Annotated in this window: 21 protein-coding genes; 12 read left to right on the forward strand and 9 right to left on the reverse strand. The window is 63.8% G+C overall.

All coding sequences use genetic code 11. The annotated features are described in order from the left end of the window. Positions 1 to 14 precede the first annotated feature (14 nt). The gene (locus HOP53_RS12870; protein ID WP_234270396.1) at positions 15 to 770 is read left to right on the forward strand and encodes a class I SAM-dependent methyltransferase; all 756 of its coding nucleotides are present in this window, start codon (positions 15 to 17) and stop codon (positions 768 to 770) included. A 167-nt stretch (positions 771 to 937) separates the two neighbouring features. Here the strand turns inward: HOP53_RS12870 and HOP53_RS12875 are convergent, their stop codons facing one another. The 5 genes from HOP53_RS12875 to HOP53_RS12895 form a co-directional block, all read right to left on the reverse strand. Next, positions 938 to 1,564 (reverse strand): c-type cytochrome, encoded by a 627-nt coding sequence (locus HOP53_RS12875; RefSeq protein WP_234270397.1) that lies wholly within the window; start codon positions 1,562 to 1,564, stop codon positions 938 to 940. A 4-nt stretch (positions 1,565 to 1,568) separates the two neighbouring features. Beyond that, positions 1,569 to 2,816, reverse strand: coding sequence for a PQQ-dependent sugar dehydrogenase (locus HOP53_RS12880; RefSeq protein ID WP_234270398.1), 1,248 nt, complete (start codon positions 2,814 to 2,816; stop codon positions 1,569 to 1,571). Between the two features lie 94 nt (positions 2,817 to 2,910). After that, the gene (locus HOP53_RS12885) at positions 2,911 to 3,111 is read right to left on the reverse strand and encodes a DUF2905 domain-containing protein (protein WP_234270399.1); all 201 of its coding nucleotides are present in this window, start codon (positions 3,109 to 3,111) and stop codon (positions 2,911 to 2,913) included. 72 nt (positions 3,112 to 3,183) lie between these two features. Then, positions 3,184 to 3,756, reverse strand: coding sequence for a phosphoribosyl-AMP cyclohydrolase (locus tag HOP53_RS12890; RefSeq protein ID WP_234270400.1), 573 nt, complete (start codon positions 3,754 to 3,756; stop codon positions 3,184 to 3,186). A gap of 54 nt (positions 3,757 to 3,810) precedes the next feature. Further along, a complete protein-coding gene (locus tag HOP53_RS12895; protein WP_234270401.1) occupies positions 3,811 to 7,056 on the reverse strand; it encodes an FAD-binding and (Fe-S)-binding domain-containing protein in 3,246 nt (1,081 codons plus the stop codon). 181 nt (positions 7,057 to 7,237) lie between these two features. On the opposite strand from HOP53_RS12895, the gene serS reads away from it, so the two are divergent. Next, a complete protein-coding gene (serS, locus tag HOP53_RS12900; protein WP_234270402.1) occupies positions 7,238 to 8,527 on the forward strand; it encodes a serine--tRNA ligase in 1,290 nt (429 codons plus the stop codon). Here the strand turns inward: serS and HOP53_RS12905 are convergent. Continuing rightward, positions 8,505 to 9,269: an SIMPL domain-containing protein gene (locus HOP53_RS12905; RefSeq protein WP_234270403.1), complete on the reverse strand. Its 765-nt coding sequence runs from the start codon at positions 9,267 to 9,269 to the stop codon at positions 8,505 to 8,507. The genes serS and HOP53_RS12905 overlap by 23 nt on opposite strands. 136 nt (positions 9,270 to 9,405) lie before the next feature. Here HOP53_RS12905 and HOP53_RS12910 point away from each other — a divergent pair, with 136 nt between their 5' ends. Beyond that, positions 9,406 to 10,572, forward strand: a complete 1,167-nt coding sequence (locus HOP53_RS12910; RefSeq protein ID WP_234270404.1) for an AI-2E family transporter — start codon at positions 9,406 to 9,408, stop codon at positions 10,570 to 10,572. A 26-nt stretch (positions 10,573 to 10,598) separates the two neighbouring features. Here HOP53_RS12910 and trxA read toward each other — a convergent pair whose 3' ends face one another. Continuing rightward, on the reverse strand, positions 10,599 to 10,922 hold the full coding sequence (gene trxA / locus HOP53_RS12915; protein ID WP_010627408.1) for a thioredoxin: 324 nt from the start codon (positions 10,920 to 10,922) through the stop codon (positions 10,599 to 10,601). Positions 10,923 to 11,369: 447 nt separating this feature from the next. Here trxA and HOP53_RS12920 point away from each other — a divergent pair, with 447 nt between their 5' ends. From HOP53_RS12920 to cysB, 3 genes are all read left to right on the forward strand, one after another. Then, on the forward strand, positions 11,370 to 11,822 hold the full coding sequence (locus HOP53_RS12920; RefSeq protein ID WP_234270405.1) for a 2Fe-2S iron-sulfur cluster-binding protein: 453 nt from the start codon (positions 11,370 to 11,372) through the stop codon (positions 11,820 to 11,822). A gap of 39 nt (positions 11,823 to 11,861) precedes the next feature. Then, positions 11,862 to 12,338 (forward strand): helical membrane plugin domain-containing protein, encoded by a 477-nt coding sequence (locus HOP53_RS12925; RefSeq protein WP_234270406.1) that lies wholly within the window; start codon positions 11,862 to 11,864, stop codon positions 12,336 to 12,338. A gap of 127 nt (positions 12,339 to 12,465) precedes the next feature. Further along, a complete protein-coding gene (cysB, locus tag HOP53_RS12930; RefSeq protein WP_234270407.1) occupies positions 12,466 to 13,434 on the forward strand; it encodes an HTH-type transcriptional regulator CysB in 969 nt (322 codons plus the stop codon). Between the two features lie 55 nt (positions 13,435 to 13,489). Here the strand turns inward: cysB and HOP53_RS12935 are convergent, their stop codons facing one another. Both HOP53_RS12935 and pabB read right to left on the reverse strand, forming a co-directional pair. Then, positions 13,490 to 14,107, reverse strand: coding sequence for a phosphoadenosine phosphosulfate reductase domain-containing protein (locus tag HOP53_RS12935; protein WP_267955324.1), 618 nt, complete (start codon positions 14,105 to 14,107; stop codon positions 13,490 to 13,492). Between the two features lie 115 nt (positions 14,108 to 14,222). Then, complete coding sequence (pabB, locus tag HOP53_RS12940) at positions 14,223 to 15,602, reverse strand: aminodeoxychorismate synthase component I (RefSeq protein WP_234270408.1); 1,380 nt, start codon at positions 15,600 to 15,602, stop codon at positions 14,223 to 14,225. Between the two features lie 234 nt (positions 15,603 to 15,836). On the opposite strand from pabB, the gene HOP53_RS12945 reads away from it, so the two are divergent. The 6 genes from HOP53_RS12945 (at position 15,837) to prpD (ending at position 24,180) form a co-directional block, all read left to right on the forward strand. Next, a complete protein-coding gene (locus HOP53_RS12945; protein WP_234270409.1) occupies positions 15,837 to 16,550 on the forward strand; it encodes a GntR family transcriptional regulator in 714 nt (237 codons plus the stop codon). 32 nt (positions 16,551 to 16,582) lie between these two features. After that, positions 16,583 to 17,473, forward strand: coding sequence for a methylisocitrate lyase (gene prpB, locus HOP53_RS12950; RefSeq protein WP_234270410.1), 891 nt, complete (start codon positions 16,583 to 16,585; stop codon positions 17,471 to 17,473). A 48-nt stretch (positions 17,474 to 17,521) separates the two neighbouring features. Next, complete coding sequence (prpC, locus tag HOP53_RS12955; protein ID WP_234270411.1) at positions 17,522 to 18,649, forward strand: bifunctional 2-methylcitrate synthase/citrate synthase; 1,128 nt, start codon at positions 17,522 to 17,524, stop codon at positions 18,647 to 18,649. 78 nt (positions 18,650 to 18,727) lie between these two features. Beyond that, on the forward strand, positions 18,728 to 21,337 hold the full coding sequence (gene acnD / locus HOP53_RS12960; RefSeq protein ID WP_234270412.1) for a Fe/S-dependent 2-methylisocitrate dehydratase AcnD: 2,610 nt from the start codon (positions 18,728 to 18,730) through the stop codon (positions 21,335 to 21,337). 68 nt (positions 21,338 to 21,405) lie between these two features. Beyond that, a complete protein-coding gene (prpF, locus tag HOP53_RS12965; RefSeq protein ID WP_234270413.1) occupies positions 21,406 to 22,584 on the forward strand; it encodes a 2-methylaconitate cis-trans isomerase PrpF in 1,179 nt (392 codons plus the stop codon). 111 nt (positions 22,585 to 22,695) lie between these two features. Next, complete coding sequence (gene prpD / locus HOP53_RS12970) at positions 22,696 to 24,180, forward strand: 2-methylcitrate dehydratase (RefSeq protein ID WP_234270414.1); 1,485 nt, start codon at positions 22,696 to 22,698, stop codon at positions 24,178 to 24,180. Positions 24,181 to 24,610: the final 430 nt, after the last annotated feature.

A 24,610-nucleotide genomic window follows, 5' to 3' on the forward strand; every position in this document is an offset into this window, starting at 1 on the left:
AAGCAGGGAAAGCGATGAATCAAGACGAAATCAAGGCATTGTTCGATCAGCAGGCTTCCAGCTACGACGCGCAGTGGGCGAAGACGTTGCCGATTCGGAGTTGCCTGCACTTGCTGCTGGATGCGGCCTTTGCCGAGCTACCCGAAGAGGCACACGTGCTCTGCGTGGGAGTAGGAACGGGGGCGGAGCTGTCTCACCTTGCTCGTAACAATCCGACTTGGAAGTTCACTGCCGTAGAGCCCTCTGGCGCAATGCTGGACATCTGCCGGAAGCAGGCGGAAACGGAGGGTTTCGCAGGGCGCTGTCAATTTCACGAGGGCTATCTGGAATCACTTCCTGGCGCCCAGATATTCGATGCTGCGACCTGCTTGCTGGTGTCGCAATTCATTCTCGACCGGCAGGCTCGTTCCGACTTCTTTCACGAAATAGCCCGCAGGCTCAAGCCGGGTGGGCTTCTCGCGAGCTCTGACTTGGCCTCGGATGTGGCATCGCCCGAGTATGAGGTGTTGCTGCGGGCCTGGATGAACATGATGACGCAGGCCGATATCACGCCCGAGGGAATGGCGCGCATGCGTAAGGCCTATGCCAACGACGTTGGCGTACTTCCGCCGAGCAGGGTGGCCGCCATCATCGAGGCCGGAGGCTTCGAGCCACCCGTGCAGTTCTTCCAGGCCGGCTTGATTCACGCCTGGCTGTCTAAGCGCACCGCAAGCAGTGCTGGAAATCGTAATGGAAAGCTAATGATGCGGAACTGGGCTGGGTGCCGTTAGAGAACCTGAAGAAAGTCGATGATTAAAGGGGGCATGGCGGTGCCCTTGCAAGCGGCTGCAAGGCTGACTGTCGTAGGTTTCTGCATACGCGGGGTCTTCATGCTTAGCAAGAATCGGACTAGGCGCCGTGGCGACTGATTTACTAGGCTGCCAACCCTGGCGGCTGCTCACTCCCTATCGAGATTAGCGAAGAAGTGCGCCATGGCTTCTATTGCCTCATTGTCGACGCCGCGCATGATATCGATCATGGTGGTGTCCGGGCCACCGCGGGTACGCTCACGATAGGCCTTCATCGCGTAAGCGAGATAGTCCTCACGCTGGCCTGCCAGGCGCGGCATCTGCTCGCGACCCTGATAGCCAGAGCCATGACAGCTGGCACAACGCTGCTGGCGGGAGAGCGCTCGCCCTTTGTCCGCCAGTGCTTCGTCGCGCTCGCCTTCCGGCGTGGCGACGGGCTGCTCGGCGTAGTAGGCGGCAAGTGCTTGAATCTCGGCGTCGCTGAGCCCCCGGGCCTGAGGTGTCATCTCATCCGAGCGACGTAGCCGCTCGCGGAAGTAGATCATCTGGTTGGTGATGGCCAGGGCCGGCTGTCCGGCCAGCGAAGGCGTGTTCTCCCGCGTCGAGTTGCCATCCTCGCCGTGGCAGGCGGCGCAGACCTGCACCTGTGCTTCCAGGGGCAGGCCTGCTGCCGGGCCGCTCTCCGACCAGACCGGCAGGGCCAGCAGCAGCCCCGCCAAGCCCGTCGACACGATGGGAAGGCGCTGCCAGGGCAACGTGCGTCCATCACGGCGCATGGCCTCACTCCATGTACTCAGGGGTTTCATAACTGATGCGATAGATCGCACCGTTTTGCTCGTCGGAAACCAGCAGGGAGCCGTCCGGCATTTGCAGCACGTCTACTGGACGGCCAGAGAAGGCATTCTCACGTGGATCAAGCAGACCCACCATGAAGGGTGAGATGGCAGCACGCTCACCATCCTCGGAGAGATGGGCCACCTGCACGTCGTAACCGTCACTCAATGTGCGGTTCCAAGAGCCGCGGCGAGCGATGAAGATGGCGTTTCGGTACTCCTCGGGGAACATGTCGCCGGTGTAGAAGCGCATTCCCAAGGCGGCGGCATGGCCACCCATCAGTGCAGCGGGCATGGTAACGCCGTCACAGGCCCCTTCCGAGCCGAGCTCTGGATCGATTACGCCGTGCGCATGGCAATAAGGGAAGCCGAAGTGTTCTCCGGGTTCACTGAGACGATTCAGTTCATCCTGCGGACCGTGTTCGCCCAACCAATCCTGCCCGTTGTCGGTGAACCAGAGTTCGCCCGTTTCCGGATGGAAGTCGAAGCCCACGCTGTTACGCACACCGCGTGCCTCCACCCGCATGTCGGAGCCATCAGGCTTGAAGCTGTGAATGGTGGCGTGGGTATCCTCGTCGACTTCGCAGCCATTACAAGGGGCGCCCACTGGAATGTAGAGCCGGCCATCGGGACCGAAGGCGAGGAACTTCCAGCCGTGGTGCTCGTCGTCCGGTAAGCCGAAGGCCTCGGTCAGCTCCTCGGGCTCGGCGACGTCGTCGCCGTCGGCCAACTGCGACTCGATATCGTCGTAACGGAATATGCGGTTGATGGCTGCGACGTAAAGGCTGCCATCCTTGAAGGCCACGCCGTTGGGCTGGGTCAAGCCTTCGGCGATGATCACATGCTCACGCTCGTCGCCGTTGTCACGCACCGCGTAGACACGGCCGATACTCCGGGTGCCCACGAACAGTGTGCCATCGTCGCCGCGTGCCATCATGCGGGCGCCGGGCATACCGTGGGCCCAGATCTCGGCGCTGAAGCCGTCGGGCATGCGTAGGTGGTCGAGCGGTATGTCTTCTTTCTCGGTCACTGTCAGTGGTGTGGCGTGCGGGGCGAGCGGTGAGTCAGACATCTCAGCGGAGCGACCCTGGGCCCAGGCGGGCTCGTGTTCATCGGCCTGCAGGGGAGTGGCTAGACCGAGTGCGATAGCGCCCGCCGCACTCAGGGCAAAGGGAAACTGGCGTGGGGGGATCATGTAGGTTCCTTGTTGTTATTCGGCGGATCCCGAATGGACCGCACATACTTCAACAAGCCTAGGAGTCGGTTCGCGGGAAATCGATTGCTTTTATCTATCGACTGAATAGCCACAGAAGCGCCGAGAGGAGCACGCTCAGCAGGATCATGGTGGTGACGGGGAAGTAGAACGAGAAGTTCTCGCGGCGTATGGCGATATCTCCCGGCAGCTGGCCAAACGGTAGCTTGGAGAGCCATGGCCAGAGCAGGCCGATGAGCACGATACACAGGCCAATGACGATCAGGGTGCGGGACATCCTGCCTCCTGTTCCGTTTGACTAGCGCTGACCGTACCGGCGAGTGCCGGTACGGTTGAGACTGGCTTGCGCTTACTGCTCGGCGCTGAAGGGCAGGGATGAGTGGTGCAGCACGATGCGCAGCTCACCTTCGTCATCCAGGTGATAACCCCAGGTCTTGTCCACGGTGGTGGTGTTGCCTTCGGCATCGAGGATGGACACGTTGCCCATGGTCAGGGCGACGTCGCCGCTGATCAGGATGGCGGCATTTTCGATGGTGACTTCCTGCCAGCCCTTCAGGGCAAAGCCGCTGTCTTCACTGTACTCATCGCTGTGGCCGACGAAGTAGGCCAGTGCGCCTTCGGGCGTTGTACGGAAAGTTTGCGGCGCGGCGGCCAGGGTGGGTTTGAAGAGTACCGCACCCATATCGTAGCCGTAGGCGCTGTCGATCACTTCCTGTGCCAGTTCGCGGGCGGCGTCGATGCCCTCCGCTTCATAGGTATTGGAAATGGCAACCAGGGCGTCGCCCCAGGCTTGCTGTGCCGCCAGCACCTGCTCTTCGGTGATGTCGCCACCCAGGTGAGTGACCTGTGCGGCACTGGCCAGGCCAGCAGTGCCAAGGCCGAGCCCGAGAGCCGTGGCAGTCACTAGCGTCTTGAGTTTCATCATCCGTCTCCTGTCGATAAGTCCATGTAAGGTCTAGTGATCGAGCCTGCAAGTTTACCAGCTCAGCCGGCGCAGGTGGCACAACAGGCCCTGCAGCGGGTGTGGCAGGGCCTGGCTGGAGAGGCGGCTGGCCTGGCTGCGGCAGGAGTAACCGGTGGCCAGCAGGCGGTCCCGGTTGGCCTCGTTCTCGACCACCGGCTGCCACGATTGGGCGTAGATGGTCTTCGAGGTTTCCAGGTTGCGCGCTTCGTGACCGTAGGTGCCGGACATGCCGCAGCAGCCGCTGGCGACGAGTTCGAGCTCGAAGCCGAAGGCGGCGAATACCTGCTGCCACGCCTTGGGGCTGCCCGGGGCGTTGGTCTTCTCGGTGCAGTGGGAGAGCAGCCGGAAGCTCGGGTCGTCGAGTTTCTCGAGCTCCCGGGCCAGGGCCGGCGGCACCAGGCGCTGGCCCTGAGCCACCAGCCACTCCTGCAGCATCAGCACCTCGGGCACGGCAGCGGGGCCCAGCGCCTTCACGTACTCCTGGCGGTAGGTGAGGGTCATGGCCGGGTCGATGCCCACCAACGGCACGCCGAACTCGGCCAGGGCGCGCAGCCGTCGCGCCTGCTTCTCCGCGGTGCGCTCGAATGCGCCAAGGAAGCCCTGCACGTGCAGCGGCTTGCCGTTGGCTGTGTAGGGGGCGACGAACACCTTGATATCCAGGCGCGAGAGCAGCTCGACGATGTCCAGCACCAGTTCAGCTTCGAAGTGGCTGGTGAAGGCGTCCTGCACGATCACTACGCTTCTGGCCTTCTGCGCCTCGCTGAGCAGGCCCAGCGAGATCGGCGTCGCCTCGGCGACACCCCAGGCACGCAGTTGCTTGGTCAGTCGTGCGCGAGAGAGGCGCGGGCTGTCGACCAGGCCGACGTGCTGGGACAGCAGGCGGTCCACCAGGCGCTGATTCAGCGCGGTGTTGTACAGCGGCGCGGCATGGGCGAGATAGGGCACGAAGAACTCCATGCCGCCGATCAGGTAATCCCGCAGCGGGCGCAGGTAGCGGCCGTGGTAGACCTCGAGGAACTGCGAGCGCGAGTCCGGCACGTTGACCTTGATCGGGCACTGGCCGGCGCAGGACTTGCAGGCCAGGCAGCCCGCCATGGCGTCGTAGACCTCATGTGAGAAGTCGGCCTCGTCGCGGCGGCGCCAGGTGTTGCGCGCCCGCGCAGGGAACGAGGTTATGAAGCCCCATACCCCCTCGCGGCGCTTCTCTTTTGCCTCTTCGACCAGGTCGATCCCGGCATTGCCCTGCAGGCGCAGCCACTCGCGGAGGAGGCTGGCGCGTCCCTTGGGCGAGTGGATACGGTCGCGGGTCGCCTTCCACGAGGGGCACATGGCGTCGTCGGGGTCGTAGTTGTAGCAGGCGCCGTTGCCGTTGCAGTACACCGTGGCAGCGTGGGCCTGCCACACGCGCTCGTCGATCTGGCGGTCGAGCTGGCCGCGGGTGGGCACGCCGTCGATGGTCAGCAGGCCCGGGTCGACCCACTTCACCGCATCCTCGCTGACGCTAGTTGTCGACGCTGTGCCCGCGGCTTCGGGCGGGATGGAGGGCTCCGCGGCTTCGGGCGGGATGGAGGGAGTCGCGATCTTGCCCGGGTTCAGCTGATTGTGCGGGTCGAAGGCGGCCTTGACCCGCTGCAGGCTGGGGTAGAGCTCGCCGAAGAACTTGGGCGCGTATTCGGAGCGCACGCCCTTGCCGTGCTCGCCCCACAGCAGGCCGCCGTACTTGTGGGTCAGCTCCGCCACCTCGTCGGAGACTTCGCGGATCAGCCGCTCCTGTGCGGGGTCCTTCATGTCGATGGCGGGGCGCACGTGCAGCACGCCGGCATCGACGTGGCCGAACATGCCGTAGCTGAGCCCGCGGGCGTCCAGCGCGGCGCGGAACTCAGCGATGAAGTCGGCCAGATGCTCCGGCGGCACCGCGGTGTCCTCGACGAAGGGGATCGGCCGCTTCTCGCCCTTCTCGTCGACCCTGGCATTGCCCAGCAAACCCACGGCGCGCTTGCGCATGCCGTAGACCTGCTGGATCTGGGCGCGCCCCTGGGCCAGGGTGTAGCCGAGGCGCGGTACGCTCTCATCCGCTTCCAGGTGACGACAGAAGGCGGACACCCGTTCGGCAAGCCGCTCGGGGTCGTCGCCGTTGAATTCGATCAGGTTGATGCCGCGGATGGCCACCGCCTGGCGCTCGGCCGTGACGGTATCGCCCTCGGCAGAACCCTGGGGCGCCTCGCTGGGAAAGAACTCCGCCACGCTGTCCCAGACGAAGTCCTCCATGGCCAGCAGCAGCACCTTGTCGTCCACCGTCTCGATGGAAGTGGGTTTCGCCGCAGAAGCCATCAAGGCCTTGGCGTCGCGCAGGGCATCCATGAAGCCTGTATAGCGCACGTTGACCAGGGTCGAGTGCTTGGGGATCGGCAGCACGTTGAGTACCGCCTCGTTGAGGAAACCCAGCGAGCCCTCGGAGCCGCACAGCAGGCTGTTCATGTCGAGGCGGCCTTGCGCGTCCCTGAGATGCGCCAGGTCGTAGCCGGTCAGGCAGCGGTTGAGCGGCGGAAACTTGGCCGCGATCAGCTCGCGCTGAGTGTCGATGATTTCCCGCGCGGTGCGGTAGGCGTTGCCGATCGCGCCGCTGTGATGGCACAGCGTCTCCAGCTCGGCGTCTTCCACCGGGCGGCTCACCAGCCGCTCGCCGCCGAGCAGCACGCTGTCGAGTTCGAGCACGTGATCGCGGGTCTTGCCGTACTCGCAGCTGCCCTGGCCGCTGGCGTCGGTGGAGATCATGCCGGCGATGGTGGCGCGGTTGGAGGTGGAGAGGTCCGGGGCGAAGAACAGCCCATGAGGTTTCAACGCCGCATTGAGCTGATCCTTGACCACGCCGGCCTGCACCCGCACACGGCGGTTCTCGACGTCGATCTCGAGTATCCGGTTCATGTGACGGGAGACGTCCACCACCAGGCCGTCGGTGAGCGACTGGCCGTTGGTGCCGGTGCCGCCGCCGCGGGGCGTGAGCACCACCTGACGGTGCTTGGGCTCGGCGGCGAGCCGGGCGATGCGTTCGAGATCCTCGGCGTGGCGCGGGAACAGTGCCGCCTGGGGCAGGCGCTGGTAGATCGAGTTGTCGGTGGCCAGCACGGTGCGGCTGGCGTAGTCCGGGGCGATCTCGCCCTCGAAGCCGGAGGCCTTCAGCGCTTCGAGAAAACGCAGGTAATGCGCGCTCAGCCCCTCGATGACGGGAGCGTCGGCGGTGTCCAGTCTTGCGATCATGGCTAGTCGTATCGGTCGTTTGATGCCACCCGGGGGCGGGACGGCAGGGAATGACGCTACTTTACCGCGAGCGGGCGGGGGACGCATCCCGGCCTTAGTGAGCGCGTGGCGCCCTCTCGGCCTTTTGCCTACAATGGACGGCTCGATTTTCCGATTCACCGACTGTTACGGACCGGATTCCATGCTCGATCCCAAACTGCTGCGCAGCGACCTCGATACGGTTGCCCAACGACTGGCCAAACGTGGCTTTACCCTCGATACCGAGCGGCTCGAGGCGCTGGAGTCCCGGCGTCGTGACTTGCAGACCGAGACCGAGTCCCTGCAGAACGAGCGCAACACCCGCTCCAAGGCGATCGGCAAGGCCAAGGCATCCGGCGAGGACATCCAGCCGCTGCTCGACGAGGTGAGCGATCTCGGCGACCGCCTCGATGCCGCCAAGCGACAGCTGGCGGAAGTTCAGGAGGAGTGGGATGCCCTGGTCAGCGGCATTCCCAATCTGCCCCACGACAGCGTGCCGGCAGGCGAGAGCGAGGAGGACAACCTCGAGCTGCACCGCTGGGGCACGCCGCGCGAGTTCGACTTCGACGTGCGCGACCACGTCGATCTGGGCGGGCTCAAGGGCGAGCTGGACTTCGAGCTGGCGGCCAAGCTGACCGGCTCACGCTTCGCCGTGATGCGCGGGCAGATCGCTCGCCTGCATCGGGCGCTGACCCAGTTCATGCTCGACAAGCAGACCCTCGAGCACGGCTACGAGGAGTGCTACGTTCCCTACATGGTCAACGAGGCCTCGCTGTTCGGCACCGGGCAACTGCCCAAGTTCGGCGAGGATCTGTTCCGGCTGGACGACGAGCGCAGCTATCACCTGATTCCCACTGCCGAGGTGCCGCTGACCAACTTTGCCCGCGACGAGATCCTCGATCATAAGGTGCTGCCGCTCAAGCTCACCGCCCACACGCCGTGCTTTCGCAGCGAGGCGGGCTCCCATGGCCGCGACACCCGCGGCATGATTCGCCAGCATCAGTTCGACAAGGTCGAGATGGTGCAACTGGTGGAGCCGGAGACGAGCTACGCGGCGCTCGAAGAGATGCGCGGCCACGCCGAGGCGATCCTGCAGGCGCTGGAGCTGCCCTACCGGGTCGTCACGCTGTGTACCGGTGACATGGGCTTCGGTGCGGCCAAGACCTACGACCTGGAGGTGTGGCTGCCGAGCCAGCAGACCTACCGCGAGATCTCCTCGGTCTCCAACTGCGAGGATTTCCAGGCGCGGCGCATGCAGGCGCGTTTCCGTCATCCCGAGCAGAAGAAGCCGCAGTTGCTGCATACCCTCAACGGCTCTGGCCTGGCGGTGGGACGCTGCCTCATCGCGGTGATGGAAAACCATCAGAATGCCGATGGCTCCATCACCGTGCCCGAGGCGCTGCGCCCCTATCTGGGCGGGCTTGCCACCCTCAATTCTCGATCTCCCAACTGACGCTGACACCCGCCTCGATGACGATCGTCCCGGGGCGGTATTCGGCCTGCACCGCACTCTCGCGGGCATCGGCGCTCATCGCCATCATGCGCGGCGCATAGATCGGCGAGCGCGTCTCGCTGATCGACGTGACGGTCCCGAGAGAAACGCCCATGGTGCGTGCCATCAACTCGGCCTTGTGGCGCGCTTTTTCCAATGCCTTGACCAGGGCCTCATCGGTGGCAGCGTCACGGTCGGTCAGGTCGTAGCTGATACCGTCCATGGCATTGACACCTGCCTCGGTGAGAGCGTCGAGCAGCCGCGGCAGGCGCTCCAGGTCGTCGATGCGGACCTGGAAGGGACGCTCCAGACGGGTGCGCATCAACATCTCCTGGTCACCGTCGCTGCGCCGCGGAGTGGGCACGTACTCCGGCTGGACCGCGAGCGAGCCGGCGCTGATGTCGTCGCGCTCCACGCCGGCTTCCTCGAGAGCCCGTATCAAGACTGTGGCACGTTCTTCCAAGCGGTCCCGGGCCTCGCGCAGGGCGTTGCTGTCAGTCTCCTCTTCCTGAGGGGCGACGGCGGGAGTGCGCTCCCACAGCCGGGCACTGAGTGTGGCACGGTCCGGTACTACCTCGAGCTGAGCTTCTGCCTGCACGTCCAGTCGTGCCCGTGGCTCGTCAGCGTTAGCGCTGACGCCCGCCAGCGAGACGGCAGCGAGCAGACTGCCCAGCACCAGGCAGCGAAAACGAATCGGAAACATCGGTAGGCCTCCATGCGGCAATCATCAGGGGGGGCTGGCCGGCGAGGGCTCTGCCGGCGCCGCCGGTCGAGTGTGTTTGTGCACCCGACCGGTACGGGTCATGATAAGCAGGACACGCCACACATGGATAGATGGCATGCTTCACCGCGACGACAATGTACGCTATGGGCTTCCGCTCAATCTCACGCTGGCGCTGGCAGCGCTGGTGATCATCGTGGCTGGCATTCGCGCCGGTGCCGATCTGATCATTCCGATCCTGCTGGGTCTGTTCATTGCGGTGATCTGTACCTCGCCGGTGAACTGGCTGCGGCGGCTTGGCCTGGGCCCGCGCCTGGCGGTACTGGTCACGCTGCTGGTGATCGGCGGCTTTCTGTCGCTGGTGGGGCTGCTGGTGGTTAACGCCTTCGGCACCTTCATCGAGGCGCTGCCGGGCATCGAGAGGCGGCTTTACGAACACTACCTCAACGTGCTCGACAGCCTCGCGGCCATGGGCCTGGCGATAAATCCGGATACGCTCGCCGGCCTAGTCGAAGGAGAAGACGAGGGGGGCTGGCTGTCGTTCCTACTGGGTGGGCTCGGCAACCTGTTGATGCAGAGCATGGTGGTGGCGCTTCTGGTGATCTTCATGATGTTCGAGACCCTCAATTTTCGCCGCAAGGTGGCTTTCGCCCTTGACGATCCGGAAGCCAGCCTGCGCCGCTTTCAGGAGTTCAGCGAAACCCTCAAGCGCTATCTGGCGGTCAAGACCTTCGTCAGTCTGCTCACGGGAGTGATGGCTTGGTTGGCCTGCCTGCTGGCCGGTGTGGACTTCCCGCTGCTGTGGGGCGTGCTGGCCTTCGCCCTCAACTACATCCCCAATATCGGTTCCGCCATTGCCGCGGTCCCACCGGTCCTGCTGTTGCTGCTGTCTCAGGATGGCGGCCTGGCCGAGGCTTTCGGCCTGGCCATGGCCTACTTGGGCATCAACTTCGTGCTGGGCAACCTTGTCGAACCGCGGCTGATGGGACGTGCTTTGGGGCTGTCGACCTTCGTCGCCTTTCTCTCGCTGGTGGTGTGGGGCTGGATGCTGGGGGTGGTCGGCATGCTGCTCTCGGTGGTGCTGACCATGACGCTCAAGATCGCCCTGGACAGCCATCCCCAGACCCGCTGGATGGCCTACATGCTGGGGCCGGGCAAGCGGCCCATGACCGAGCGTATCGCAGCGGAGGAAGTAGTAAGCAGACCCGGCGGCGAGGACGAGACGAGCCAATCCTCTCTCATGACGAAGTCGCCCCGGCAGGAGCCGGGGCGAGATGATCGGTGATACCTACAGGGGGAAATCTATTGGGATCAGGCGTTCTGGTCGATGAACTGCACCAACTGAGACTTGGACTGAGCGCCGACCAGCGAGGCGACCTTGGAGCCCGATTTGAACAGCATCACGGTGGGAACGCCGCGCACGCCCTGCTCGGCGGCGATCTCCGGGGCGTCGTCGACGTTGATGCTGACCACCTTGAGGTTGTCGACTCGCTCTTCGGCAACCTCGTCGATCACCGGAGCCATGACCTTGCACGGGCCGCACCAGGGGGCCCAGAACTTCAGCAGTACGGTTTGCTCAGCCTTCAGGACTTCCTGCTCGAAGTTGGCATTGGTGACATCGACGTTATTGGCCATGTGATTCTCCAGTTACGTTGCGCTACATCGAGCGAATCGAGAGACATGCATTGGGCACGTCCGGTCGGCAGATGGTAGCGGGCAGTCGTGTCTCTGGCAAATGCCCATGCAAGCGCTCTTCCTGAGCTCCCATCGCTGCCGCTGACTCACCTTCCTTCACAGCCCGGCGGGTCGTTGTTGCGGAACAACTCGTTTTAGTGAGGTCTCGTTGCCGCTGTGTGCCGATTGTTGTCTGCCTGTTCGATAGCTCTCTGATCGGGAAGCGTTTTTCGTTGAGCTACCTTTCGACAGTTTAGACAAGCCAGGTGCCATTGACTAACGTGCATAGCACGGAGCAGAAGGTATATGGACATGGCTTGGCTCCGAGCGCCATGTGGATGTCCGATCTCGTCGCATCGTGAAGCAATGGCAGCTCGTCGTCGGGCCTCGACAGGGAGATGCCGGGACATGACGACACGCTGTATGGTCGTGTTGGAGGGGCTGTCACTCAGCGGTCGAGCCGATCAGCCGCTGATCGACTTTCTCAAGGAGCGAGGCGTCGATCTACCGCACCTCTGCTACCACCCCTCGCTGGGCGCACTGGAAACCTGCGACGCCTGCTGGGTCGAGGTCGGCGACGAACTAAAGCGCGGCTGCACGCTGCACAACACCATGGTGGACATGCAGATCCCCATTCAGCGCTACGAGTTTCAGCGCAAGCCCCACGAGAAGGACACCTCGAGCCCTTTCTACACCTACGATCCCGATCAGTGCATTCTCTGCGGGCGCTGCGTGGAGGCGTGCCAGAACGTCGAGGTCAACGAGACGCTCTCCATCGACTTTGCCAGCGAGAACCCGCGTGTGCTGTGGGATGGCGGCGAGCAGATTAACGACTCCAGCTGCGTGCACTGCGGCCACTGAGTCACCGTCTGCCCGTGCAATGCGCTGATGGAGAACAGCATGGACGGCAAGGCGGGGCCGTTCACCGCCATGCCCTGGTCGCTCAAGCGGCCGATGATCGAGATCATCAAGAAGCTCGAGACGACCACCGGGGCGGTGCCGGTGCTGCGTCTGGCCAACGACGTGGTTGGCGCCAACACCAAGAACGCCAGCGTGGTGGTGGATGGGCTGAGCAAGGCGTCCACTCTCAATGCCATTCAGAACCTGGCGATTCTCGGCATGATGCTGTCGGAGGTTCCCCCGGAGCGTTTCTACCGGGTCACCTTTGCCGTCAAGGAGGCGCTCGACCGCGTTGGCCAGCATCGGCCGATGCAGGAGGGCGGTGATGCACCCGGTGTCAGCGGAGCCTACCGCATGCTCAACGACGATGAGCTGTGGCGAGGCGTGGCGCCGCTGGTGGATGGCCTCAAGGCGTTCTCCGAGCGCCTCGACAAGCCGGTAAGTGACTTTTTCGGCAAGCCGACCAGCGGCCCTTGACCTTCGCTGCAAGCCGCGGCGACATCATGGTCGGAAGGCGCTTTTGACGTTATGCTATTTGGTGATTAGAGAGTAATGTCTAATCACCAATGCATCTCTTGCCGGGCGTCAGGGAGTCGTGTCGACCATGAAACTGCAACAGCTTCGCTATGTGTGGGAAGTTACCCGGCACAACCTCAACGTGTCGGCAACGGCTCAGAGTTTGTACACGTCCCAGCCCGGTATCTCCAAGCAGATACGGCTGCTGGAAGACGAGCTGGGGGTCGAGATCTTCGCCCGCAGCGGCAAGCATCTCACCCGCGTCACGCCGGCGGGGGAATCCATCGTCGAGTTGGCCGGGCAAGTGCTGCGCCTGACCGACAACATCAAGCAGGTGGCCCAGGAACATAGCGACGAGCGGCGTGGCAGCCTTTCGATCGCCACCACGCACACACAGGCCCGCTACGCCTTGCCGCCGGTGATCGGTGAGTTCACCCGCAAATACCCCGACGTCGCCCTGCACATGCAGCAGGGCACGCCCAAGCAGATCGCCCAGATGGTCAGCGATGGCATGGCCGACTTCGCCATCTGCACCGAGTCACTGGAGCTGTTCGCTGATCTCGTGCTGCTGCCCTGTTATCGCTGGAACCGCTGCGTCCTGGTGCCGCGTGGGCATCCGCTGGCCGAGGGCGAGCTGACCCTCGAGCGTCTGGCCGAGCAGGCCCTCGTGACCTACGTGTTCGGCTTCACCGGGCGCTCCCAGCTCGACGATGCCTTCCGTGCCAGAGGGCTCACCCCCAACGTGGTGCTCACCGCCGCCGATGCCGATGTGATCAAGACCTACGTGCGGCTCGGCCTGGGGGTCGGCATCGTCGCGCACATGGCGTATGACGAAACCCTCGACGAGGATCTCGTTGCCCTCGAGGCGGGCCACCTGTTCGAAAGTTCGGTGACCAAGATCGGCATTCGCCGCGGCACCTTCATGCGCGGCTACATGTACGATTTCGTCAAGGGCTTTGCCGGCCATCTCGACCGCGATCTGGTCGATGCGGCGCTTGCTGCGGGGCCGCGCCATGAGGCGGAGCTGTTCGACAACATCGAGCTGCCGATGCGCTAGAAAAGAGGCGAGCCGCGCATCGCGCGGCCCGCCTTTTACTGGGTGCGGCTGAAAGTCAGTGCTGCAGGTGCAGCCCGCACTCCCGCTTCGCTTCCACCTTGGTGGGATCGAAATAATCGAACTCGTTGGGCAGGTCGTGCTGCTGCAGATACTGGTAGAGCTCCTTGGCGCTCCAGTGCAGCAGAGGGGAGACCTTGAGCAGCCCATCGGCGTTCTTGCTGACAGGCTGCATGCGGGCGCGTTCGGGGGTGTCCTCGGCACGCAGCGCTGTGAACCACACGTCCGGGGCCATTTCCCGTAGCGCCCGCTCGAACGGCTCCAGCTTGACCTCTCGCGTGAATGCCTCGTGGCGCGGATCGTCGATGCCCGGCATGGGGCCATCCACCGCTTCGCGGTGAGCGCGGGTGCGCTGCGGTATATAGCTGATCAGGTTGAGATTGAGCCGCTTGACCAGCGCGTCGGCGAAGCGATAGGTCGCCTCCGTGTTGTAGCCGTGATCCATCCAGACCACCGGGATATCGGGCCGCTGTTGCGTCACCATATGCAGGATGACCGCTTCGAAGGGGCGGAAATTGGTGGTGACGATGGGGCGCTGGCCCTGCGTCAGAGCCCAGCGAATCAGCCCATCGGGGTCGCTGCCCAGTTCCTGATTGATCGCATCGAGTGTTGCCATGATGGCTCCAGAGTCGTTGACCATGTTGGGCCATACCCTATCAAAGGCGGCTGACAGGGCCCCAATATCGTTTCATTGGATAAATATAGCCAAATGAATGGTAAAAGGACTCTTCTTATTCCTGCTGGTGCTTTGGCTCGGCCAGTGCCTGCATCAGATGGCGAATCTTGTCCAGCGTCTCGGCGTATTCGGCCTCGACGTTGGAGTCGGCCACCAGTCCGCCGCCGCCCCATAGGTGGATGCGCTCCCCGTCGGCCACGGCGGTGCGGATGGCAACGGAGGTGTCCATATTGCCGCGCACGTCGACGAAGCCCAGGCTGCCGCAGTACACGCTTCTGCGGCTCGGCTCCAGTTCGTCGATGATCTGCATGGCGCGAACCTTCGGCGCACCGGTGATCGAACCACCGGGAAAGGCGGCCGCCAGCAGGTCCAGCGGGCGCTTTCCCGTCGCCAGTCTGCCGCACACGACGCTGACCAGATGGTGTACGTTGGCGTAGCTCTCCAGTCCGCAGAGTTGAGGTACCCGCACGCTGCCCGGCTGACAAACACGCCCCAGATCGTTGCGCAGCAGATCGACGATCATCACGTTCTCGGCGCGGTCCTTGAGACTCGAGATCAGCTCCATGGCCAGCTCCCCATCCGCCTCGGGCGTGCTGCCTCGGGGGCGAGTGCCCTTGATCGGACGTGTCTCTACGTGGCCATCCGGCTCGCACAACAGGAAGCGCTCGGGAGAGAGAGACAGAATGGCCTGCTCTCCTCGCTCTGAAGGCCAGGCCATGAAGCCGGCAAAGGGGGTGGGCGTGGCCAGGCGCAGGCGCAGGAAGGCGTCCCACAGGTCGCCGCTGTACGGTGCGCTGAAGCGCTGCGCCAGGTTGATCTGGTAGCAGTCACCGGCCCGAATGTAGTCCTGCACGGCAGCAAACCGTCTGGCATAACCGTCACGATCCATCTCGGCTTCGAAAGGGGCGAGCAGCCCGAAGGCTGAGGTGGGGTCGGCGCTGCGGCGTAGCCACTCCGTGACCTGCAGGCGCCTCTCGGCCGTTGCCACCAGCCAGCTTTCTTGCCGCTGATGATCCTGTATCAGCGCCCAGTCGTAGAGTCCCGCGCGGCTGGCTGGCAGGCAGACACTTTCCTGGGCCGAGTTGCCCACTGGCTCGAGAGCGCGGCCCAGGTCGTAGCCCCAGTAGCCAATCAGGCCGCCGAGGAAGGGCAGGTCGCTAGGAGGTACGTCGAGAGCCAGGCTCTCGAGCAGGGTTTGCTGGGCCATGAAAGGGTCACGGCCGTGCTGCACCTGATCGTCGATGCGGATGACCCCCTTGCCATCGACGGTGAGCACCGACACGGGGTCGCTGCTGATGATGTCGTAGCGGCCGCCCGGTGCGGCAGGTTTGCCGCTGTCGAGCAGGACGGCCCCGGGGCGCTGGCGCAGCGCCTGGAAATAGGCAAGCGGATCCTCGCCATAGGGCAGCGGTGTTATCTCGAGTCTTGCATTCATCAGGGGGGCCTTTCGAAACAGGCGACTCATTCTAGGGGGTGGCGAGCCTTTTGTCGTGAAAGTCGTTGGCCCGTTAACGACTTGCCGTCAACGCTGCGACGATTGTCGACACCGTAGCTGCACGGCTTCTCATTGTCTACAACCAAAGGCGTACGAAATGGCGGCTGGAGAGAGGTTGACCCGTACCAGAGCAGTGTCTAAAGTTTCTTCATTCCTTAATTGTCGACAATTGCCATGAACTCAGTCGCTCCAGAACAGACATCCCCTGAAGTCCGAACCCTGGCCGAACGGGTCTTCCATCAGCTGCAGGATGCCATTGTCCGCGGTGAGTTGGCGCCGGGCAGCAAGATCACCGAGCCGGGACTGTCGAAGGCCTATGGTATCTCCCGCGGCCCGCTGCGCGAAGCGATGCGCCGCCTCGAGGCCCATCGCCTGATCGAACGAGTGCCCCATGTCGGCGCCCGGGTGGTCAAGCTCTCGATGAAGGAACTGCTCGAGCTGTTCGACGTGCGCGAGGCGTTGGAGAGCATGGCCGCCCGCCTGGCCGCCGAACACATGACCCGCGAGGAGATCGCCGGGCTGCGCGAGGTGCTGGCGCTGCATGAACGTCAGGCCGATCTCAAGAGTGGCGAAGCCTACTACCAGCGTGAAGGTGACCTCGACTTCCATTTTCGCATCGTCCAGGGCAGCCACAACCGCATGCTGATGACCCTGCTGTGCGACGACCTCTATTACCTGGTGCGGCTCTACCGTACCCAGTTCAGTGCCAGCGGTACCCGGCCACAGCGGGCCTTCGTCGAGCACCATCGCATCGTCGATGCCATCGAAGCTGGCGATGCCGAGCTGGCCGAGCTGCTGATGCGGCGCCATGTCAGCGCCTCGCGGGCCAACGTGGCCGACCGTTACGCCGCCACTCTCAAGCAGCAGCAGGCCGAAGAAACCATTTAGAAGCCCGTTCGAATACCAAGAGGAATTCCGTCATGACACAACCCAGCCCCGGCGCTCGTTTCCGTGCCGCCCTCGAGGCCAACCGCCCGCTGCCCATCGTCGGTACCATCAATGCCTATACCGCGATGATGGCCGAGCGAGTGGGGCATCAGGCTATCTATCTTTCCGGCGGTGGGGTGGCCAATGCCTCCTTCGGGCTGCCTGATCTGGGCATGACCAGCATGAATGACGTGGTGCAGGACGCACACCGGATCTGCGGCGCCACCGATCTGCCGCTGCTGGTGGACATCGACACCGGCTGGGGTGGAGCCTTCAATATCTCTCGTACCGTCAAGGAGATGCAGCGCGCCGGCGTGGCCGCCGTGCACCTCGAGGACCAGGTGGCGCAGAAGCGCTGCGGCCACCGCCCCAACAAGGAGATCGTCTCCAAGCAGGAGATGGTCGATCGCATCAAGGCCGCCGCCGATGCCCGCATCGACCCGGACTTCTATCTGATCGCGCGTACCGATGCCTTCCAGAAGGAGGGGCTCGATGCCGCCATCGACCGCGCCAATGCCTGTATCGAGGCCGGCGCCGACGCCATCTTTGCCGAAGCGGTGCACACCCTCGACGACTACCGCGCCTTCTGCGAGCGGGTCGATGCGCCGATCCTGGCCAACATCACCGAGTTCGGCGCCACGCCGCTGTTCACCCAGCAGGAGCTCGGCGAGGTGGGCTGCCGCATGGTGCTCTATCCGCTGTCGGCCTTCCGCGCCATGAACGCTGCGGCGTTGAAGGTCTATCAGAGCATTCATGACAAGGGCCATCAGCGTGACGTGGTCGAGCTGATGCAGACCCGCGACGAGCTCTACGACTTCCTGAACTACCACGCCTTCGAGCAGAAGCTCGATGCGCTGTTTGCCGAGAAAGGCAACGACGCCTGAGGCACGCCCCTTCGAGTCGTTTCGGATAACTTCAAGAGGAGAGAGACCATGGCAGACAAACCCATCGGCGGTGCCGGCCTGCGCGGCCAGAGCGCCGGCAGCACGGCCCTGTGTACCGTCGGCAAGACCGGCTCTGGCCTGACCTACCGCGGCTATGACATCAAGGAGCTGGCCGAAAAGGCGCGCTTCGAAGAGGTCGCCTATCTGCTGCTCAAGGGCAAGCTGCCCAACCAGGCCGAACTCGATGCCTACGTGACCAAGCTCAAGGGGCTGCGTGGCCTGCCCCAGGCACTCAAGACCGTGCTCGAGCAGATCCCGGCCAGCGCTCACCCCATGGACGTGATGCGTACCGGCACCTCCATGCTCGGCAATCTGGAGACCGAGGAGAGCTTCGATCAGCAGCAGGACGTTTCCGACCGCCTGCTGGCGGTGCTGCCTTCGATCATCTGCTACTGGTATCGCTTCAGCCATGACGGCGTGCGCATCGAGACCGAGACCGACGACGATTCCGTAGGCGCTCACTTCCTGCATCTGTTGCGTGACGAAGCGCCCACCGAGCTGCATGCCCGGGTAATGAACGTCTCGCTCATTCTCTACGCCGAGCACGAGTTCAACGCCTCGACCTTCACGGCGCGCGTCTGCGCCTCGACGCTCTCCGACATGCACTCCTGCGTGACCGGTGCCATCGGCTCGCTGCGCGGCCCGCTGCACGGCGGTGCCAACGAGGCGGCGATGGACATGATCGAGAACTGGAAGTCGCCGGAAGAGGCCGAGCGCGAGATCATGGGCATGCTCGAGCGCAAGGAGAAGATCATGGGCTTCGGCCATGCGATCTATCGCGAGTCCGACCCGCGCAACGCCATCATCAAGGAGTGGTCCGAGCGGCTGGCCCAGGACGTCGGCGACACCGTGCTCTATCCTGTCTCCGTGCGGGTCGAGGACGTCATGTGGCGCGAGAAGAAGCTGTTCTGCAACGCCGACTTCTTCCACGCCAGCGCCTATCACTTCATGGACATTCCCACCAAGCTGTTCACGCCGATCTTCGTCTGTTCGCGCGTCACCGGCTGGTGTGCCCATGTCTTCGAGCAGCGTGCCAACAACCGCATCATTCGCCCCAGCGCCGACTACATCGGTCCGGAAAAGAGCCAGTGGGTGCCGATCGAGGAGCGTGACTGAGCCAGTGTCCGCACGAGGCGGCCTGCGGGTCGCCTCTCTCCCTCGCCCGATTCAATACCACGCGAAGACCGTCGACTCATGAACACTCAATATCGTAAATCGCTTCCCGGTACCGAGCTGGACTACTTCGACGTGCGTGAGGCCGTCGAGGAGATTCAGTCCGGTGCCTATGACACCCTTCCTTATACTTCTCGCGTACTGGCCGAGCAACTGGTGCGCCGCTGCGAGCCGGAGCTGCTAACCGACGCGCTCAAGCAGCTGATCGAACGCAAGCGCGACCTGGACTTCCCCTGGTATCCGGCGCGAGTAGTGTGCCATGACATCCTCGGCCAGACGGCGCTAGTCGACCTGGCCGGCCTGCGCGATGCCATCGCCGAGAAGGGCGGCGACCCGGCCAAGGTCAATCCGGTGGTACCGACTCAGCTGATCGTCGACCACTCCCTGGCCGTGGAGTGCGGCGGCGACGATCCCGATGCCTTCGACAAGAACCGCGCCATCGAGGATCGCCGCAACGAGGACCGCTTCCACTTCATCGACTGGACGCGCACTGCGTTCAAGAACGTCGACGTGATCCCTGCCGGCAACGGCATCATGCACCAGATCAACCTGGAGAAGATGTCGCCGGTGATCCAGGCTCGCGATGGTGTCGCCTACCCCGACACTTGTGTGGGCACCGACAGCCATACCCCGCACATCGACTGCCTGGGCGTCATCGCCATCGGCGTGGGCGGCCTGGAGGCCGAAACCGTGATGCTCGGTCGCCCCTCGATGATGCGCCTGCCCGACATCGTCGGCGTGGAGCTGACCGGCAAGCGCCGGCCCGGCATCACCGCCACCGACATCGTGCTGGCGATCACCGAGTTCCTGCGTCAGGAGCGGGTGGTGGGTGCCTACCTGGAGTTCTTCGGTGAAGGCGCAGACAGCCTGACCATCGGCGACCGCGCCACCATCTCCAACATGACGCCGGAGTACGGCGCCACCGCGGCGATGTTCTACATCGACCAGCAGACCCTCGATTATCTGACCATCACCGGCCGCGAGCCGGAGCAGGTGGCGCTGGTCGAGAACTACGCCAAGACCGTGGGGCTGTGGGGCGACAGTCTGAAGAATGCCGAGTACGAGCGCGTGCTCACCTTCGACCTCTCCAGCGTCGAGCGCAACCTGGCTGGGCCTTCCAACCCCCATCGTCGCCTGCCGACTTCGGCCCTGGCCGAGCGCGGCATCGCCGTGAACCTGGAGCAGGCGCTGGCCGAGGAGAAGGCAGGCCGGATGCCGGACGGCGCTGTGATCATCGCCGCCATCACCAGCTGTACCAACACCTCCAACCCGCGCAACGTCGTGGCCGCGGGGCTGCTGGCCAAGAAGGCCAATGAGCTGGGGCTCGTACGCAAGCCGTGGGTGAAATCGTCCTTCGCCCCGGGGTCCAAGGTCGCGCGGCTCTATCTGGAAGAGGCCGGCCTGCTGCCGGAACTCGAAAAGCTCGGCTTCGGCATCGTTGCCTACGCCTGCACCACCTGTAACGGCATGTCCGGTGCGCTGCGTCCGGAGATCCAGCAGGAGATCATTGACCGCGATCTGTATGCCACCGCGGTGCTGTCCGGCAACCGCAACTTCGACGGGCGCATCCACCCCTATGCCAAGCAGGCCTTCCTGGCCTCGCCGCCGCTGGTGGTGGCCTACGCCATTGCCGGCACCGTACGCTTCGATATCGAGAAGGACGCGCTAGGCTACGACAAGGACGGCAAGCCGGTCACGCTCAAGGACCTGTGGCCCAGCGACGAGGAGATCGACGCCATCGTCGGCGAGCACGTCAAGCCCGAGCAGTTCAAGCAGGTCTACATCCCGATGTTCAATCTGGACGAAGTGGAGCAGGCCAAGAGCCCGCTCTACGACTGGCGCCCACAGAGCACCTACATTCGCCGTCCGCCCTACTGGGAGGGCAACATGGCGCGTGAGCGCGGCCTGAAGGGCATGCGTCCGCTGGCGATCCTGCCGGACAACATCACCACCGACCACCTGTCGCCCTCCAACGCCATCCTGCTGGACAGCGCGGCGGGTGAGTACCTGGCCAAGATGGGGCTGCCGGAGGAGGACTTCAACTCTTACGCCACCCACCGCGGCGACCACCTCACCGCCCAGCGGGCGACCCTGGCCAACCCCAAGCTGTTCAACGAGATGGTGCGGGACGACAAGGGCGAAGTGATTCAGGGTTCGCTGGCGCGCATCGAGCCGGAAGGCAAGGTGACGCGCATGTGGGAAGCCATCGAGACCTACATGGAGCGCGGCCAGCCGCTGATCGTCATTGCCGGGGCCGACTACGGCCAGGGCAGCTCACGCGACTGGGCAGCCAAGGGCGTGGCACTGGCGGGCGTCGAGGCGATCGTCGCCGAGGGCTTCGAGCGCATTCATCGTACCAACCTGGTAGGCATGGGCGTGATGCCGCTGCAGTTCGAGGAGGGCACCACGCGCCACACCCTGCAGCTCGACGGCACCGAGACCTACGACGTGGAAGGCAAGCCGGCTCCCCGAGCAACGCTCGAGCTGGTCATTCACCGCACGTCTGGTGAAGTCGAGCGGGTGCCGGTGATCTGCCGCCTGGATACTGCGGAAGAGGTCACGGTCTACTCCGCCGGTGGTGTGCTACAGCGCTTCGCCCAGGACTTCCTCGAGTCCGAAGCGGTGGCTTGATCCACACATCGCGTGAACGCCCCGGCGGCCATCGCCGGGGCTCTCCGTCATTTCAGGAAGCGAGTGCCATGGCCCACGTTCCTCAAATCAAGATTCCCGCCACCTACATGCGTGGCGGTACCAGCAAGGGCGTCTTCTTTCGTCTGGAGGATCTGCCCGAGGCGGCACGCCGACCCGGCCCGGCCCGTGATGCCTTGCTGCTGCGCGTCATCGGCAGCCCCGACCCGTACCAGAAGCAGATCGACGGCATGGGTGGGGCTACCTCTAGCACCAGCAAGACGGTGATCCTGTCGAAGAGCGAAAGCCCGGATCACGACGTCGACTACCTGTTCGGCCAGGTTTCCATCGACAAGCCCTTCGTCGACTGGAGCGGCAACTGCGGTAACCTCTCCGCCGCCGTTGGCCCCTTTGTCATCAGTAACGGCCTGGTGGATCCCGAACGGATCCCCGAGAACGGTATCGCCACGGTGAGGATCTGGCAGGCCAACATCGGCAAGACCATCGTCTCGCGTGTTCCGATCACCAACGGCGAGGTGCAGGAGACCGGCGACTTCGAGCTCGACGGCGTGACCTTCCCGGCTGCCGAAGTGGCGGTCGAATTCATGGACCCGGCCGACGGCGAAGGCGCCATGTTCCCCACCGGCAATCTGGTCGACGAGCTCGAGGTGCCGGGAGTGGGAACCCTCGAAGCCACCATGATCAATGCCGGCATTCCGACGGTCTTCGTCAACGCCGGGGCGATCGGCTATAGCGGCACCGAGCTGCAGGAGTCGATCAACGGCGATACCCGGGCGCTGGCGATGTTCGAATCGATTCGCGCCCACGCCGCGGTGCGCATGGGGCTGATCAAGGAGGTCAGCGAGGCGGCCGAACGTCAGCACACGCCCAAGGTCGCCTTTGTCGCGCCGCCGGCCGACTATGTCGCCTCCAGTGGCAAGGCGATCAAGGCAGGCGATATCGACCTCGTCGTGCGTGCACTCTCCATGGGCAAGCTGCACCATGCCATGATGGGCACGGCGGCAGTGGCCATTGCCACGGCAGCGGCGGTACCCGGCACCCTGGTCAACCTGGCGGCTGGCGGTGGCGAGCGTAACTCGGTGCACTTCGGACACCCCTCGGGCACGCTGCGAGTCGGCGCGGAAGCCTCGCAGACGGCAGGGCAGTGGACGGCGACCAAGGCGGTGATGAGCCGTAGCGCGCGGGTTCTGATGGAAGGGCAAGTTCGCATCCCCGGTGATGCCTTCTAACAGAACGGCGGGATCGTTATTAACTCGCCTCGAATCGCATGGCTCGGGGCGTTTTATATGGCGTTTTCTATAGTAAGTGGAGACCATTTCGAGCCTGCAACAGGAGGGAGCATGAGCGCCACCGTCGAACGCAACGTCCGTCCCGATTACGACCCTGAACTGCAGATGATCGCCGACTACGTGCTCGACTATCGGATCGAGAGCGACGAGGCACTGGATACCGCACGCAACTGTCTCATCGACACCCTGGGCTGCGGCCTGCTGGCGCTGCGCTTCCCGGAATGCACCAAGCACCTGGGGCCACTCGTCGAAGGCACTGTCGTACCCCATGGCGCCCGGGTACCGGGCACCTCCTTCCGTCTGGATCCCGTCAAGGCCGCCTGGGACACTGGCTGCATCGTGCGCTGGCTCGACTACAACGACACCTGGCTTGCCGCCGAGTGGGGGCATCCCTCCGACAACCTGGGTGCCATTCTCGCCGTGGCGGATCACCTCTCGCAGAAGCGAGTCGCCCAGGGCGAGGCTCCGCTGACCATGCGCGACGTGCTGGATGCCATGATCAAGGCTCACGAGATCCAGGGCGTGCTGGCGCTCGAAAACTCCTTCAACCGGGTTGGCCTGGATCATGTGGTGCTGGTCAAGGTGGCATCCACGGCAGTAGCCGCCTACCTGATGGGGGCGAATCGGGAGCAGCTGCTGTCGGCGCTGTCGCATGCTTGGGCTGACGGGCAGAGTCTGCGTACCTACCGCCATGCCCCCAATGCCGGCTCGCGCAAGAGCTGGGCCGCGGGCGATGCCACCTCGCGTGGCGTGCGTCTGGCCGATATTGCCCTGCGTGGCGAGATGGGCATACCCGGCGTGCTCAGCGCACCCCAGTGGGGTTTCTACGACGTGCTCTTCTCGAAGACCAACAAGGATCAGGCGATCAAACCGGAAGGGGAAAGAAAGTTTCGCTTCCAGCGCGAGTTCGGCACCTACGTGATGGAAAACGTCCTGTTCAAGATCGCCTTCCCGGCAGAGTTTCATGCCCAGACTGCCTGCGAAGCTGCAGTGCGCTTACATCCCCAGGTCAAGGACCGCCTCGAGGAGATCGAGCGTATTGTCATTACCACCCATGAATCGGCGATTCGCATCATCTCCAAGGAGGGTGAGCTGGCCAACCCGGCTGACCGTGACCACTGCTTGCAGTACATGGTGGCCGTGCCGTTGATCTTCGGCGATCTGACCGCCGAACACTACGAGGATGACTTTCATCGTCAGCACCCGCTGATCGATACGCTGCGGGGCAAGATGGAGGTCAGCGAGGAGCCTCGCTATACCCGGGACTATCTGGCTGCCGACAAACGCTCCATCGCCAATGCCATCCAGGTTTTCTTCAGCGATGGCACTGCCACGGAGTGTATCGAAGTCGAATACCCCATCGGCCATCGCCGTCGCCGGGGCGAAGGCATCCCCATCCTGGAAGAGAAGTTTCGCCGCAACCTCGCGACGCGCTTTCCGGCCAGCCGCTGTGAGCGAATCATTTCGCTGTGCAAGGAGCAGGGGGCGCTGGAAGCCATGCCGGCGCACCGTTTCGTCGATCTGTTCGTCATCTGATGGGAGCGAACGTCGCGATCGCGATATAGACGGTCAGGAGAGGAGATAAGAGAAAGAGACGAGGGAAAATTGACCGTCGTCATGGCCGTTGCTCCAAAGCTGGTCTATATTTTTTTGACGCGGAGGGTTGCGTCCTTGGTCTGCAGCCCTTAAAGTACGCATCCGCTGCCGGTGACGGGCAACGTTGCAGGCGGTGGGAAGAGTGGTAAGTGGTTGTCGATGTTTGAATTTTTCGATTCGCTTCGCAAAATTCGCACTTGACGCCCACGGCGGATTCGGTAGAATGCGCCCCACTCGAAAGCAGGTCCTGAAGCGGACTTGCGGTCGCCGGCTCAGGCCGGTCTTCGATGTCAGGGTCACCTCGGTGACGACCTCGAAGAGAGTTGACAAACTCCGGCGCTTCAGTAGAATACGCCTTCCTCGCAGGGCG

The organism is Billgrantia ethanolica, assembly GCF_021404305.1.
In the GTDB taxonomy this organism is placed as follows: domain Bacteria; phylum Pseudomonadota; class Gammaproteobacteria; order Pseudomonadales; family Halomonadaceae; genus Halomonas; species Halomonas ethanolica.

Excerpts from the sequence above, each read along its gene's own strand:
- HOP53_RS12870 (WP_234270396.1), top strand. The coding sequence starts at position 15 with ATGAATCAAGACGAAATCAAGGCATTGTTCGATCAGCAGGCTTCCAGC.
- HOP53_RS12875 (WP_234270397.1), bottom strand. The coding sequence starts at position 1,564 with ATGCGCCGTGATGGACGCACGTTGCCCTGGCAGCGCCTTCCCATCGTG.
- HOP53_RS12880 (WP_234270398.1), bottom strand. The coding sequence starts at position 2,816 with ATGATCCCCCCACGCCAGTTTCCCTTTGCCCTGAGTGCGGCGGGCGCT.
- HOP53_RS12885 (WP_234270399.1), bottom strand. The coding sequence starts at position 3,111 with ATGTCCCGCACCCTGATCGTCATTGGCCTGTGTATCGTGCTCATCGGC.
- HOP53_RS12890 (WP_234270400.1), bottom strand. The coding sequence starts at position 3,756 with ATGAAACTCAAGACGCTAGTGACTGCCACGGCTCTCGGGCTCGGCCTT.
- HOP53_RS12895 (WP_234270401.1), bottom strand. The coding sequence starts at position 7,056 with ATGATCGCAAGACTGGACACCGCCGACGCTCCCGTCATCGAGGGGCTG.
- serS (WP_234270402.1), top strand. The coding sequence starts at position 7,238 with ATGCTCGATCCCAAACTGCTGCGCAGCGACCTCGATACGGTTGCCCAA.
- HOP53_RS12905 (WP_234270403.1), bottom strand. The coding sequence starts at position 9,269 with ATGTTTCCGATTCGTTTTCGCTGCCTGGTGCTGGGCAGTCTGCTCGCT.
- HOP53_RS12910 (WP_234270404.1), top strand. The coding sequence starts at position 9,406 with ATGCTTCACCGCGACGACAATGTACGCTATGGGCTTCCGCTCAATCTC.
- trxA (WP_010627408.1), bottom strand. The coding sequence starts at position 10,922 with ATGGCCAATAACGTCGATGTCACCAATGCCAACTTCGAGCAGGAAGTC.
- HOP53_RS12920 (WP_234270405.1), top strand. The coding sequence starts at position 11,370 with ATGACGACACGCTGTATGGTCGTGTTGGAGGGGCTGTCACTCAGCGGT.
- HOP53_RS12925 (WP_234270406.1), top strand. The coding sequence starts at position 11,862 with ATGGACGGCAAGGCGGGGCCGTTCACCGCCATGCCCTGGTCGCTCAAG.
- cysB (WP_234270407.1), top strand. The coding sequence starts at position 12,466 with ATGAAACTGCAACAGCTTCGCTATGTGTGGGAAGTTACCCGGCACAAC.
- HOP53_RS12935 (WP_267955324.1), bottom strand. The coding sequence starts at position 14,107 with ATGGCAACACTCGATGCGATCAATCAGGAACTGGGCAGCGACCCCGAT.
- pabB (WP_234270408.1), bottom strand. The coding sequence starts at position 15,602 with ATGAATGCAAGACTCGAGATAACACCGCTGCCCTATGGCGAGGATCCG.
- HOP53_RS12945 (WP_234270409.1), top strand. The coding sequence starts at position 15,837 with ATGAACTCAGTCGCTCCAGAACAGACATCCCCTGAAGTCCGAACCCTG.
- prpB (WP_234270410.1), top strand. The coding sequence starts at position 16,583 with ATGACACAACCCAGCCCCGGCGCTCGTTTCCGTGCCGCCCTCGAGGCC.
- prpC (WP_234270411.1), top strand. The coding sequence starts at position 17,522 with ATGGCAGACAAACCCATCGGCGGTGCCGGCCTGCGCGGCCAGAGCGCC.
- acnD (WP_234270412.1), top strand. The coding sequence starts at position 18,728 with ATGAACACTCAATATCGTAAATCGCTTCCCGGTACCGAGCTGGACTAC.
- prpF (WP_234270413.1), top strand. The coding sequence starts at position 21,406 with ATGGCCCACGTTCCTCAAATCAAGATTCCCGCCACCTACATGCGTGGC.
- prpD (WP_234270414.1), top strand. The coding sequence starts at position 22,696 with ATGAGCGCCACCGTCGAACGCAACGTCCGTCCCGATTACGACCCTGAA.